Genomic DNA, 13,241 nt, shown 5'->3' on the forward strand with positions numbered 1-13,241 from the left:
AAACGGGCAAACCAATTCAAGTGAATTCATTTAATGCCTCTCTAAAGAAAGCTAATGAAAGGCTAGGTAAAAATAAACAAAACTATATCAAGCCATATTTTTAGATATTCACATATTTCATTACTTGCAGAATTAAATGTACCCGCTAAAACAATAATGGAACGTGTAGGCCACGTTGACACGGACACAACTTTAAAAATTTATACTCATGTAACAAAAAAAGTTAAAACAAATCTGATAGAAGTTCTAAATAAATATGGCAAGTAACATTGCCCCTTTTTAATTCAAAACAAATAAAAAAAGGCTTAAAGCCTTTGGTATCAACTATAATTCAGACACATGGCGGCACTTGCTTAGTGCTGCTTCCTTCCGGATCTGACACAATTCACTAGCCCGCCATTGTCCTAGCCTTTCGGCAAAACCTAGTATAACGTATTTTTATTCTTTTGACTAGTCTTTCTTTTGATTTTTTAAAAGTTTCTCTTCTTTTTTCTTTGCCCGTAACTTTTTAAAGAACTGAACTAGCAATAAGCGACACTCTTCTTCTAAAACGCCTGCTTCGACATAGGCCACATGATTGAAGCGTTCATCTTCTAATAAATTCATCAAAGTCCCAGCAGTGCCTGCTTTAGGATCAGTTGCGCCATAATAAACTTCTGGAATTCGTGCTAAAAGCATCGCCCCACTACACATTGGACAAGGCTCTAAAGTTACAAATAATTGGGTTTCTTCTAGACGCCAATTTTCTATCCCGCAACACGCTTCTTGGATTGCATACATTTCTGCATGCGCCGTTGCTTCTTGCCGTGCTTCTCTCAGATTATGCCCGCGGCCAATAATTTCCCCTTGCCGAACAATTACAGCTCCAATAGGCACCTCAGCCAAACCTTCTGCTTTTTTCGCTTCTGCAATGGCTTCTCGCATAAAAAATTCTTTTTCTTCTTGTGTTAACGTTGTTTCTTTTTTTCCCAATTAATTTCCACCTTTCGGCTTTTTCCCACTAAACTTCTGTCTTGCTTCATGGTACAATAAATCAGTGAGGTGTGTCTATGATTATTGAAAATTTATCTCAGCTTTATCCCAAAGGCTATTTATCAAAAACAATTGGTTCCGAAGCCACCTATTCAATTCCTGTTGACGACCAATTTTTCATTGTGAATAAAGCTTTCTTAAGTATTAAAGAACAGCATTTGTTGGAAGCGCTTTTCCCGATTTCTGAAAACCCAACCATTACTGGTAACCATCCTTGGTTCAGTTACTTATTTCAACAGGCAAAATTACCTGCCGAAGGGACCTTTCGTATGTTGCAAATTCAGACGAATGTCACAAAAGAATTACAAGCTGAATGGCAATTTAATTTAACAAAGATGTTTCCAGATACAGTTGATTGTTTCAGTCCAAGTAATAATATGTATATTTTAGTTGAAGAACAGTCAAAAAATACCTTTCAACAAGAAGAAATTCAAGGGATCTTTTTAACATTAGATACAGACTTTGATTGCACTAGCGCTGTATTTGTTGGCAATTTTTATTCCTCTGAAGACATTCTCCGGCGTTGTTTCCATGAAGAACAACGTATTTTTTCAGAAGAACTTAATTCCTCTAGTCGGACGACTGTTTTTAGTTTAACCGATGTCGCCCTCCACTATTTTACCAAAGAAGCCATGAGCCAAAATGTACTTGTTGAGTATTATCGTCGTTTATTAAATAAAGACACCGATATTCAGCCAATCATCAGCGCTTTGTGGAAAAATCAAGGCAATATTAGCTCCACTGCAAAAGATTTATTTATGCATCGAAATACTTTACACTATCGTTTGGAAAAGTTTTTTGAACAAACTGGCTTATCTTTAAAAAAAATGGATGATTTAATCTTTTGTTATTTGTTATTAAGAAAGTAGTACATCCGTTTTTTACTCGTATGTTTTTTATTCCCAATTAGAAAGTAGGCGTTCCAATGAAAATTACCGCATATGTCGCTAGTGCGTTTAGTAAAAACCACGAAGGTGGCAACAAAGCAGGCGTTGTTTTTATGACACAGCCCTTAACGAGAACCCAAAAAATGGCCATCGCTAAAGAACTAGGATTTGCAGAAACTGCTTTTATTTCAGACTCAAAGGTTGCTGATTTCCGACTTGAATATTTTACACCAAAAGAAGAAGTCGACTTATGTGGCCACGCGACAATTGGCGCTTTCACCATCATGAAGCACTTAAATAAATTATTGCAAACAGCATATACAATCGAAACGAACAGCGGTTTGCTCGCAATCACGGCGAACGATGAACAACTATTTATGGAACAAACTGTCCCAACTTTTTATGATACGCTCACTTTAGAAGAATTGAGCGGCTGCTTTGATTTAAACGCAGTGGCAACTGCTTTTCCTATCCAGATTGTGTCAACGGGTCTAAAAGATATTTTGGTTCCCATTAAAAATGCGCAATTATTACAGGATTTACAACCAAACTTTGAAAAAATTAAGTTACTTAGTCAAAAGTACGGAGTTATCGGGATGCATCTTTTTGCTTTGTCTGAAGAAAATATCATTTGTAGGAATTTTGCGCCCCTTTATGACATCGATGAAGAAGCCGCTACTGGTACATCAAACGGTGCGTTAGCTTGTTATCTGTACCATCACCAAATTTTACAAAAAACCAATTACACCTTTGCCCAAGGTTATACCTTAAACGCTCCTTCAGAAGTCTTAGTGCGTTTGAACACTACATCCCAAAAGAAAATTGATCAAGTTCTAGTTGGTGGCAGAGGCTATTATGTTGAAACAAAAGAATTATTTTTATAAAAAAAGATGGCCTAGGCCATCTTTTTTACTTCATTGCATCTTCAATAAATGTGAAAAAGCGTTCTTTTAAAGAATCTGTATTGTCTTTAACTTTTTCGCCATATTCAGCTAATTTTGAACCGCCATCTTTCACACGATCAACAACATTTAAAACAGAATCTAATTCATCATCGGATAAATCATCGACAATCGATAATAATTTTTGGTTTCCATCAAATTTATCGTCTACAAACTTTTTAACTTTATAACGATTGGAAACATGAGATACCTTCTTAATAATTTTTTCAGAAGCGATGACTGCAACAGAGACACTTGCAACTGCAGCAATGCTTAAACCGATACCAATTTTTGTTGATGCTTTCATTTCCTTCAGCTCCTCTGTTATTTTCTACTTTAATCATAACATATTATTACTTTTATGCGTAATAGAAAGACCTTTACTAGCACTTAGTCTCGTCGGTTATTGCCACCAAATAAAATAACCAAACGTAAAAGTTGTAAAAAGGTCGAAAGCGCCGCTGCTACGTAGGTAAGTGCAGCTGCAAAAAGAACTTTTCTGGCCATAGGGACTTCTTCTTCTGTTAATAACCCACCTTCAGAAAGAATACTTAATGCACGTCTAGACGCATTAAACTCCACCGGTAAGGTCACCAATTGAAAAATCAAGGCTAATGAAAAAGCCAAAATTCCAATGTTGATTAACGTTTGATTCCAACTAAATAATACACCAATCAAAATTAGTGGAAAGGAGATGGTTGAGCCAATGTTGGCAACTGGAACAATGGCTGCACGAAGACGTAAAGGCACATAGTTCGTATGATCTTGTACCGCATGTCCGCATTCATGAGCCGCCACGCCAATAGCCGCGACCGATGTCGATTGAGCAGTGGCTTCGGATAAGCTCAACATTTTGTTTCCAGAATTATAATTGTCGGTTAAATCACCCGCAATTTGCTGAACTCCAACATCATTAATTTGTTCTTTTTGTAAAATATATTGTGCTGCCTGCGTGCCTGTAACATGTTTACTGCTTCGTACTTGATCATATTTACGAAAGGTACTGTTAACATATGCGGAGGCCGCACCAGAAATCGCAATTCCAATAATTACCAATATATAGGTTGGATCGATTCCAAAATAAAAGGGCATCATTGTCCTCTACCTCCATCTTTTTTTCTTTATTGTAGCATGATAGTGAAAAAAAGGGAGCGACAAACGTTGTCTTTTGTTTAAAAAAATGATGAATTTTTCAAGAAAGTACCAAAACTAACAAAATTGTCACTCAATTAACGGAAAAAAATATGGCGAATTTCCTAAAAAAAAGGCATACTATTCCTTGAGGTGAGGAAAATGAAAACATTACTAAAAATATTAATTCCCATAGTCATTTTAGCCGGTGGTAGCTGGGGCGTTTATAATTACTATTACGGTGGAGAAGCCTATTATACACAAATCACAACATCTGGTGAAAAGAAAGATGAAAAAACAAATTCTGGTGAAGCAATGACCATTTATTACTATCAACAATCTGCGTTTAATAAAAACGGTGAAGAAAAAACCGTGGAATTAAACGAATCCCGTGATCAACCTTTGCGTATGAAAGCCTATCTAAAATTGAAAGTTAATCCCCGTAAAGGCGTGATCAGCTGGAATGAAGTGACAGAAAAAGAAGTCCCTGAAAAAGCTTTAGAAAAATTAAAATAAAGAAAAAACCGTTGGCAAGCGACCAACGGTTTTTTCTTTATAATTGATTACTAATTTTTTCGATATTTTTTAGCATGATGGACACTGTACCATCTGGATTATTAACAAATTCAATTAAATCGCCATTGCGGTAAACATCTAACGGAACAATTAATTCAATACCGTTATCCATTTTTAACTTTTGTTTGCCAAATTTCTTTTCAGAAATTTCGCGAGATTCTCTGACTGGCGGTGTTTTATCGACAAACTTCGACTCATTCACTTCTTCTTGGTAAGCTAATTTAGCTGATACATTTTCTTTAAACACTTGCTCAGCAATCTGCTCATTGTCAATCGTTCCCGTTTCCTCAATGCTATCATATACCGCTTCTTTTACAGAAGCCATTAGTTCAAACTCATCTTCGTTAAATTTCTTTCCAATGCGTTTGACTGCTTTTTTAATTTCTTTGATATTTTCTTCCATGGAAGGTGCCGCTTGCGTCTCAATCACTTTTTCAGAGAAATACCAGATTTTTTCTCCTGAAAATTCATATCTTTTCTCTAGTAATTCAAACGCTAATGTATCTAAGTCAACCGTAATCCCTTCATCTGGTTTTTGTGATTTTGAAGACAAAATTGCTCGGTTGATAATCAGTTTGTTATAAACGGATTCTTCTTCATAGTCGACGTAATGCGTGTAACTTTCTTTATAGTTTAATTTAATCATTGCGACATGTAACACCGTATCTAATTCATATAAAATGAACAAAATATCAGCACTAGGCGCATCTTCGCTTCCTGAATAAACATCATACCAATGTTGGGTAACTTCTTGGCTTTTCTTCACAAAATCACTAGGAATCCCACGTAAGGAGTCAACAAAGGAACTATTTTCCGCCAATGTTCCAGTCTTTGTTTGTGCAGTCGAAAGTTTTGAAATTTTTGCAGTTAAATACGTTCGAATATACTCAGTGGTTAAATCTAGTTCCTTTTCAGAGAAAACCGGCGTCCCAGTTTCTCGATCAATAATGTGTAAAATTGCTTTTTTTAAATAAATATCCATTTTTACGCTCTCCTTTTCTCAACCTTTTTAGTCTAACTGAAAGAGAGAAAAAAGCCAATAGTTTCTATAAAAAGAAGAAGAATTCGTAGACAAATGTCTACGAATTCTTCTTAACTTCAAAAAGCGATTACCCTTCTTCGCTGTATAACATCCCTGTTGCTTCATCAATTGGATCGACTTTATTAAAGATGCCTTTCTTTCTGAAAATATAAGTTAAGCCCATTGGTACGATAATCGCAATCACCATTGCGACTAAAAACGGCAAGTAATATTGTGGCACAATAGATAAAATTCCTGGCAAGCCACCGACGCCGATACTTGTCGCACGAACGCCCATTAAAGTGGCAAACATTCCGGCCATTGCCGAACCAATCATGCCCGCAACAAATGGATAAACATATTTTAAGTTGATCCCAAACATCGCTGGTTCAGTCACACCTAGGTAACAAGAAATCATCGCTGGAATCGAAACTTGTTCTTCTTTTTTGTTTCCACGATGCATAAAGATAACTGCTAAAACCGCTGAACCTTGTGCAATATTTGATAGAGCAATCATTGGCCATAAGTTGGTTGACTGAAAGTCAGCAATCAACTGTAAATCAATCGCATTACTCATATGATGCAACCCAGTGATGACTAATGGTGCGTACATAAAGCCAAAGACGGCGCCAAATAACCAATTAAATGTTGACGTTAATCCTGCATTTACGATATCAGAAACCCAACTACCAATCGTCCAACCGATTGGTCCTAAAATGACATGTGCAGCCAATACTGTTGGTACTAAAGCAAACAATGGGACAAAAATCATTGAAATTGCTTGAGGAATCACTTTTCTAAAGAAAATTTCAAGATAGGCAAGCAAGAAGCCGGCTAACATAGCTGGGATAACTTGCGCTTGATAACCAATCATGTTAACTTGAGCAAACCCAAAATCCCAGAAAGGAATTTCTGCTGCTTTAGTCGTCGCAACTGAATAAGCATTCAGAAGTTGTGGTGAGACTAATGTAATCCCTAGGACAATCCCCAAAATTTGTGTGGTTCCCATTTTCTTCGTAATACTCCACGTAATCCCAACTGGCAAGAAGTGGAAAATTGCTTCGCCGATTAACCATAAGAATGAATTGACTCCATTCCAAAATTGAGAAACTTCCACGATTGTTTGACCATCAAGAAAGCCAAATGGAACCCCTTCCAAAATATTGCGGAATCCTAAAATCAATCCCCCGATAACAAGTGCAGGAATCAATGGTGTAAAAATCTCAGCTAAAACAGAAACAACTCGTTGAACAGGACTCAAATTACTTTTGGCAGCTGCTTTCCCTTCTTCTTTTGAAACCCCTTCTAAACCGGAAATTGCAGAAAAATCATTATAAAATTGTGGGACTTCATTCCCAATAATTACTTGAAACTGTCCAGCATTTGTAAAGGTTCCTTTTACAGAAGGAATATCTTCAATCACAGGTACATCCGCTTTTTTTGGATCTTTTAATACAAAACGCATTCGAGTTGCACAATGAGAAACAGCTGAAATATTTTCTTTGCCTCCTACTGCTTTCAACAACTGTTGTGCATCGCTTTGAAACTTACCCATTTTACATTCTCCTCTCAAACTTGTATATACAATTAAGTTGTATATACATCATACTCGATTATTCTTTTTTTGGCAAGCGCTTTCTTTCGAAAAAATAATTTTATTTTTTTACAAATCCCTTATCTTTTCTTAAAGAGTCAAACAGAACGCTTTTTTAGCTGCTTCTTTATTGCTATACTACAGAGGGAAAAAACGAAAAGGAGTATGAAAAATGTTTTTTAAAGAAATTCATCATGTGGCAATCAATGCCTCAAATTATCAAGCAACTAAAAATTTTTATGTCGAAAAGTTGGGCTTTGAAGTTCTTCGCGAAAATCATCGTCCCGAAAAAAACGATATTAAATTAGATTTAAAATTAGGCAGCCAAGAATTGGAAATTTTCATTTCTGATCAATTTCCCGCTCGCCCCTCTTATCCTGAAGCTTTAGGATTACGTCATTTAGCTTTTAAAGTTGAACATATTGAAGAAGTGATTGCTTTTTTAAATGAGCAAGGAATTGAAACAGAACCGCTACGAGTAGATGATTTTACGGGTGAAAAAATGACCTTCTTTTTTGATCCAGATGGACTACCTTTAGAACTTCATGAATAATAAATAAAGGAGAGAAACAAAATGAAAGATACCTTTCGCTTAGAAAACCAGACGATTTATTTTGGTACAGAACGGGCAATTTCAGCCAGCCCTCAAACGATTTGGCGCTACCTCACTGAGACAGACAAGCTAAAACAATGGTTTCCAGAATTAGAGATTGGTGAATTAGGTGTTAACGGGTTTTGGCGGTTTATTCTGCCCGATTTTGAAGAAACAATGCCTTTCACTGATTATGCAGAGGAAAAATATCTGGGCGTGACTTGGGATACTGGTATCATCTATTTTGACTTAAAAGAACAAGCACCTCATCAGACCCTGTTAGTCTTTTCAGAATCTCTCCCAGAAAATTTTACAACACCTCGCCATAAAGATATCGCTGGTTGGTCAATTGTTCTCAACCGCTTGAAGCAAGTAGTTGAAACCCCTGATGCAGCACCAGAAAAAATAGATTTTCCGCAAATAGAAAATCATTACTTGGAAAAATTAACGAATTTAGAAAATTAAAAAGTGTGGCACAACGGGTAAATAACCCTCTGTGCCACACTTTTTAAAAACGCAAGATACGCTGATAAACAAATAAACCTAAATCAATTAAGCAAACAACAAAAATTGCCAATAATACAAAAGAGACCCGCAACTCTGCGGCATACATCCCTCGTAAACTAATTGTTGCCAAACATAACCCAAAAATCGTTGCCATTGTCACTTGTAACACGGTTCCTGGTTTTAGGGCATAAACAAAAATGCCAATCAAACTAGAAACAACGAGGTGTGTCAGTGGCAATTGAAGCCAATTGACAACAAACAGACTAAGGAAACATCCTAAAAGAGTCCCCCAAAAACGTGTCTTAATACGCGTGTTCATTTCTGCTTTCACTGGATGCAAGAGTAGAAAAACATTCATCGGAATCCAAATTATTTTAATGCCTCCTACACTCCACATTAAAATAAAACTCAGCGTAATGGTGAAACTCATACGAATAGCTAAACGAAATCGTTGCACCCTTTCGTCAGGACTTTCTAAAAATTGTTTGAAACTTGTGATCCCAAAAAAAGTCTGTTGTAAGTCGTGCCAGAAATTAATAACCGCCAATTTTTGTTGTTTCATATTTAATTGAATGCTTTTAAAAAAGCGAACATGGCCTCTACTCTTTAAGCTGGTTAGCTGACTTAATCCTGTTTGCCACCAAGCGTTTAATGTTAAAGCCAATAAAAAAAGACCAATTAAAAAGGCCACAACTTGAGATTGCATCAAAAATGTATTTCCTTTAACCTGGATTAACTGACAAAACGTAAACATCATCAAATAACTATGATACCGCATCGGTGTCACAGATGAATAAAATAAATAAACAATTAAAAATGTCACACTACTATTTAAAATAATAGACCAGCTAAAGGAACTACTGGCTATAAATGCTAAAAAACTGATCACAAATTGCCTGATACTCATTTTGAGCAGCGCTACAAACGAATAATCTTTTTTATAGTTAATTTTAAACATAATAGTAAATACAGGCACCATAATTAAATAGCTTGGGGAAAATAAAAAATCCAATGTATAAAAACTAACCAAAATAAAGGCGATGACTGGGAAAATGGCCCAAACATACGCAAAAAATTGCTGACTTTTTGTACTAAAAAAATAAATAACAATCACTCCAATATCGATTCCTTATCCATTGTAACACGCTTGTCAATTCCCTCTTCAAATTGAATATACCAATTCGTTAAAAATAAATAAAAAAGCAAATAAATACGCTTTCATTTCTCGTTTTTTGTGCTATAATCAGCCTATATGATATATCATTTAAAACAAAGGAGCTACTTTCATGAATATTCAAGCGATTGATACGCGACACGGAACTGCCAACCAACATAGTTTTTCAAATGGGAATTGTCTACCCTATACTGGCGTGCCATTTGGGATGAATTTTTACGCCCCGCAAACAACTGACCAAAAAGGCAGCTGGTGGTTTCATCCAGAAGATCGAACATTTCAAGGCTATCGAGTAACGCATCAACCAAGTCCTTGGATGGGTGATTTTAGCCATTTATTAATGACCCCTGTCAGTGGTTCATTGTCGGAACTTTCTTTATTCCATGCCCAAAGTTCTTATCGTCCAGAAGAAAGCCTTTTTTCTCCTGTCGAAATTAACTTAACTCAATTACGCTATCAAATAACTTCTCAATTAATCCCAAGCATGTATGGTGGTATCTTAACCATTGATTATCAACAAAAAGATAATCACTTACTGCTAACTCTGCCTGGACGTTATCAAGTAAAACAATTAGATGACCATCAAGTGGCTGTAAAAGTCATCAACTATTCTGGTTGTGAAGATCCAGATTTTAGTTTTTATTTTGTGCTTCATTTTGAACAGCCTTTAACCAAATGGTTTGCCCCTTCTTCAGGTGAAGATGGCAAAATCCTTCTTTCTTTTGGAAATATTGCTCAACAAGTTGTTCATTTTAGTAGTTCATTTATTTCTGAAAAACAAGCGCAGTTAAATTTAGCACGAGAAATCTCTTTACGTTCTACTGAGATGCTGCAACAAGGAATCGCAGATTGGCATAATTATTTCGATCGCCTTAAAGTAACGCATGAAAATCCTGAACATACTAAAACGTTTTATCATACACTGTATCGAACATTCCTATTTCCGCAAACCTTTTATGAATTGGACGAAAATCAGCAGCCGATTCATTATGATACGTTCTCGCAAACGGTTCGTCCTGGTGTACTATATACCAATAATGGCTTTTGGGATACTTATAAAACGGTCTACCCATTGTTCTCACTAATTGCTCAAGAAAAATACGAAGAGATGCTAGAAGGCTTTTTAAATAGTTACAACGAAACAGGTTTCTTGCCAAAATGGTTATCTCCAGATGAGCGTGGTTTAATGCCCGGCACCTTGATTGACGCTGTCATTGCTGATGCCGCCGTGAAAAAGATTCGTCCTGACTTGATGTCTCAGTTCCTAGAAGCGATGAAAAAAGGCGCCACACAACAAAGCGAACGAGAAAATTATGGACGTCAAGGAACTCTGGATTATCTAAAATATGGCTATGTTCCTTCAACCTATCATGAATCTGTCAATCATACCTTAGACTATGCGTACAGCGATTTCTGTATTTCGCAAGTTGCAAAAACACTGAATGATTCAGAGACCGCAACGTTTTATCGTCAACAAGCCTTGAATTATCAACAACTTTTTAATCCTGAAACTGGCTTTATGCAAGCCAAGGATACTGAAGGTAATTTCCGTCCTGACTTTTTAGATATTCGTTGGGGCAAAGATTACGCCGAAGGAAGTGCTTGGCAATCAAGTTTTGCGGTTTATCAAGATTTTGCAGGTTTGATTAAACTATATGGTAGCGAGTTAGCTTTCGAAAAAAAATTAATTCAGCTCTGCAATCAAGCGCCTAACTTTAACGTTGAAGGCTATGGTTTTGAAATTCATGAAATGAGTGAAATGGCGGCAATTGATTTTGGTCAATTAGCCATCTCAAATCAACCAAGTTTCCATTATCCGTTTCTATTCAGCTACATCGGCAAACCAGAGATGGCTCAACCACTTTTAAAACAACTAATGCAAACATTTGATGCTTCACCAACTGGCTATCCAGGTGATGAAGACAATGGTAGCATGTCTGCTTGGTATATTTTTAATAGCTTAGGCTTTTATCCCGTCACACCAGGAACTGGTGAATATGTAATTGGGATGCCTTTAGTCCAGACGGCGGAAGTAAAACTGTCAAATGGTAAACAATTAACCATTCAGACATCACCAAACAAAGTCCAACAACAATTTATTCATGAAATTCAGTTAAACCAAGAAAAACATACTGCGCCTTATTTTACTCATCAAGAACTATTAAACGGCGGGACTTTAGATTATCAATTAGGGATTGTCCCGAATCCACAAAACACAGCAGAACGACCGTTTTCATTAAGTACAGAAAAATAATAAAAAGAAAGATGTTCATAAAAATTGAACATCTTTCTTTTTATTCTTCGACACCTGCGTAATTTGATTGGTATTGCTCTCGAAATTCTTTTGGGGTAATTCCATTTAATTTTTTAAACATTTTTGAAAAATAGTTGGTATTGTTAAATCCTACTTTTTCTGAAATTTCGTTGATTGTATCATCCGTGTACAATAATAATTTCTGGGCATGCTTGGTACGCACTTGATTCAAATATTGAGAAAAACTCCGCTTGGTTTCTTTTTTGAAAATTTGGCCTAAATAACTAGGATTCAAATGAAGCTCATCCGCCACCGTTTTTAAGTTTAATTCTTCTAAATAGCCTTGTTCAATTCTTTCTACAGCTTGGCTAACACTTTCTGAATATTTTTTTATTTTAGGTTTATTTTTCACTTCTGCCAAGACTTGCTGCATTAACGCATACAGTGTATTAAGATTGTTGCTGGCTCGAATTTCTTCCACGATTTTTTCATAGTTTTCTTCTAACACAGTTGGATACTGACGGGAAATATCTGAAAAAAGTAAAAAGACTACATAGCGTACATATTCTGGCGTAGCGTGTTGTTGACTTAACTGATTGAAAATGGCATCTAATTCCCGTTGAATGGTCTGCATATCCCCAATCATCAAGGCTTGGTTAAACGCTAGAAAAGTAAAATCTTCTGCCGAACGATTCATTTGTTCTTTTTGATTATTTGGCAGAAATTCTTGATAGAACGTTTCAATTGCTTGCAACTGTTTTACTTTCTCATAACTTTCATAAACCGTTTCCCATTCATTGACAGATTCCCCTACAAAAATCTGACCTTGACCAGCTAGAATCGCTTCAATTTCACGAATAAATAAGAACGCTTCTTGTCTAGCCCCTTTATAGATAAGTAACAATTGGTGGTACGTACTCATCCAACTTTCAATGAATAACAGTTGACCTTTTTTCATAAATAGTTCCTTGATTGTTTCTAAAAATGGCATCTCAGCTTCAACCAATAAAACGGTAAAATCACCTGGTTTTATAGTCGTAAATTGCTGCATTAACTCTTCGTATTCCCCTTCGCTGATTTCATCATTAAGCCAACGCATCAAGCCATTTTCTAGATATAGACGCACGCGGGCATGGGATTTTTTTTGTTGGTCCAATTCTGTTTTAATTCTCTGGATATTGGCTAATAGTTCTTGCTTATTGACTGGTTTCAAAAGATAATCTTGGACCTGCAAAGCCATGCCTTTTTTGACATAATCAAACTCTTGATAACCTGATAAAATTAAACTAATAAATTGATGTCCTTTTTTCTTTGCTTGCTCAATTAATTCGATCCCACTCATTTCCGGCATCGTAATATCTGTTAATAAAACATCAATGGATTCTGTTTCTAAAAAAGCCAATGCTTCTTGCGCACTACGCGCTGTTTTAACAATTTCAAAGCCTAACTCTTGCCAAGGAATAATCCATTTTAAGCCTTCTAAAATCATATATTCATCATCAACAAACATCACTCGATACATCTTTTCACCC

At 36.1% G+C, this 13,241-nt stretch carries 14 protein-coding genes and 1 other RNA gene; 7 read left to right on the top strand and 8 right to left on the bottom strand.

Features of this window, described 5'->3' with window-relative positions; translation table 11 throughout:
* The first annotated feature begins 114 nt into the window (after positions 1-114).
* Positions 115-267: a hypothetical protein gene (locus IGJ52_RS08915; protein WP_229202735.1), complete on the top strand. Its 153-nt coding sequence runs from the start codon at positions 115-117 to the stop codon at positions 265-267.
* Between the two features lie 49 nt (positions 268-316).
* On the opposite strand, the gene ffs is transcribed toward IGJ52_RS08915, so the two are convergent.
* Both ffs and tadA read right to left on the bottom strand, forming a co-directional pair.
* An RNA gene (gene ffs / locus IGJ52_RS08920) (signal recognition particle sRNA small type) lies at positions 317-413 on the bottom strand.
* Positions 414-450: 37 nt separating this feature from the next.
* Positions 451-972: a tRNA adenosine(34) deaminase TadA gene (gene tadA, locus IGJ52_RS08925; RefSeq protein WP_438792037.1), complete on the bottom strand. Its 522-nt coding sequence runs from the start codon at positions 970-972 to the stop codon at positions 451-453.
* A gap of 77 nt (positions 973-1,049) precedes the next feature.
* Here tadA and IGJ52_RS08930 point away from each other — a divergent pair, with 77 nt between their 5' ends.
* Together IGJ52_RS08930 and IGJ52_RS08935 are read left to right on the top strand one after the other, a co-directional pair.
* Positions 1,050-1,901, top strand: coding sequence for a PucR family transcriptional regulator (locus tag IGJ52_RS08930; RefSeq protein WP_002383772.1), 852 nt, complete (start codon positions 1,050-1,052; stop codon positions 1,899-1,901).
* 56 nt (positions 1,902-1,957) lie between these two features.
* Positions 1,958-2,803: a PhzF family phenazine biosynthesis protein gene (locus IGJ52_RS08935; RefSeq protein WP_002419533.1), complete on the top strand. Its 846-nt coding sequence runs from the start codon at positions 1,958-1,960 to the stop codon at positions 2,801-2,803.
* A 25-nt stretch (positions 2,804-2,828) separates the two neighbouring features.
* Here IGJ52_RS08935 and IGJ52_RS08940 read toward each other — a convergent pair whose 3' ends face one another.
* Positions 2,829-3,167 (bottom strand): hypothetical protein, encoded by a 339-nt coding sequence (locus tag IGJ52_RS08940; RefSeq protein ID WP_002356871.1) that lies wholly within the window; start codon positions 3,165-3,167, stop codon positions 2,829-2,831.
* A gap of 83 nt (positions 3,168-3,250) precedes the next feature.
* Positions 3,251-3,955: a zinc metallopeptidase gene (locus IGJ52_RS08945; protein ID WP_002384290.1), complete on the bottom strand. Its 705-nt coding sequence runs from the start codon at positions 3,953-3,955 to the stop codon at positions 3,251-3,253.
* Between the two features lie 198 nt (positions 3,956-4,153).
* Between IGJ52_RS08945 and IGJ52_RS08950 the strand changes: the two genes are divergently transcribed.
* Entirely contained in the window at positions 4,154-4,507 is a 354-nt protein-coding gene (locus IGJ52_RS08950; RefSeq protein ID WP_010822997.1) for a YxeA family protein, read from the top strand.
* A 37-nt stretch (positions 4,508-4,544) separates the two neighbouring features.
* On the opposite strand, the gene IGJ52_RS08955 is transcribed toward IGJ52_RS08950, so the two are convergent.
* On the bottom strand, positions 4,545-5,549 hold the full coding sequence (locus tag IGJ52_RS08955; protein ID WP_010715347.1) for a nucleoid-associated protein: 1,005 nt from the start codon (positions 5,547-5,549) through the stop codon (positions 4,545-4,547).
* A 127-nt stretch (positions 5,550-5,676) separates the two neighbouring features.
* A complete protein-coding gene (gene treP, locus IGJ52_RS08960; RefSeq protein ID WP_438792038.1) occupies positions 5,677-7,143 on the bottom strand; it encodes a PTS system trehalose-specific EIIBC component in 1,467 nt (488 codons plus the stop codon).
* Between the two features lie 211 nt (positions 7,144-7,354).
* Here treP and gloA2 point away from each other — a divergent pair, with 211 nt between their 5' ends.
* Positions 7,355-7,735, top strand: coding sequence for an SMU1112c/YaeR family gloxylase I-like metalloprotein (gene gloA2, locus IGJ52_RS08965; protein ID WP_002356864.1), 381 nt, complete (start codon positions 7,355-7,357; stop codon positions 7,733-7,735).
* Between the two features lie 21 nt (positions 7,736-7,756).
* Entirely contained in the window at positions 7,757-8,239 is a 483-nt protein-coding gene (locus IGJ52_RS08970) for an SRPBCC family protein (RefSeq protein WP_002356863.1), read from the top strand.
* Between the two features lie 43 nt (positions 8,240-8,282).
* Here the strand turns inward: IGJ52_RS08970 and IGJ52_RS08975 are convergent, their stop codons facing one another.
* Entirely contained in the window at positions 8,283-9,395 is a 1,113-nt protein-coding gene (locus IGJ52_RS08975) for an FUSC family protein (RefSeq protein WP_438792039.1), read from the bottom strand.
* A gap of 172 nt (positions 9,396-9,567) precedes the next feature.
* Between IGJ52_RS08975 and IGJ52_RS08980 the strand changes: the two genes are divergently transcribed.
* A complete protein-coding gene (locus IGJ52_RS08980) occupies positions 9,568-11,709 on the top strand; it encodes a GH92 family glycosyl hydrolase (RefSeq protein ID WP_002419529.1) in 2,142 nt (713 codons plus the stop codon).
* A 40-nt stretch (positions 11,710-11,749) separates the two neighbouring features.
* On the opposite strand, the gene IGJ52_RS08985 is transcribed toward IGJ52_RS08980, so the two are convergent.
* The gene (locus tag IGJ52_RS08985; RefSeq protein ID WP_002356858.1) at positions 11,750-13,231 is read right to left on the bottom strand and encodes a response regulator transcription factor; all 1,482 of its coding nucleotides are present in this window, start codon (positions 13,229-13,231) and stop codon (positions 11,750-11,752) included.
* Positions 13,232-13,241 lie beyond the last annotated feature (10 nt).

This window comes from Enterococcus sp. DIV1758, from assembly GCF_051711985.1.
Lineage (GTDB): Bacteria > Bacillota > Bacilli > Lactobacillales > Enterococcaceae > Enterococcus > Enterococcus faecalis.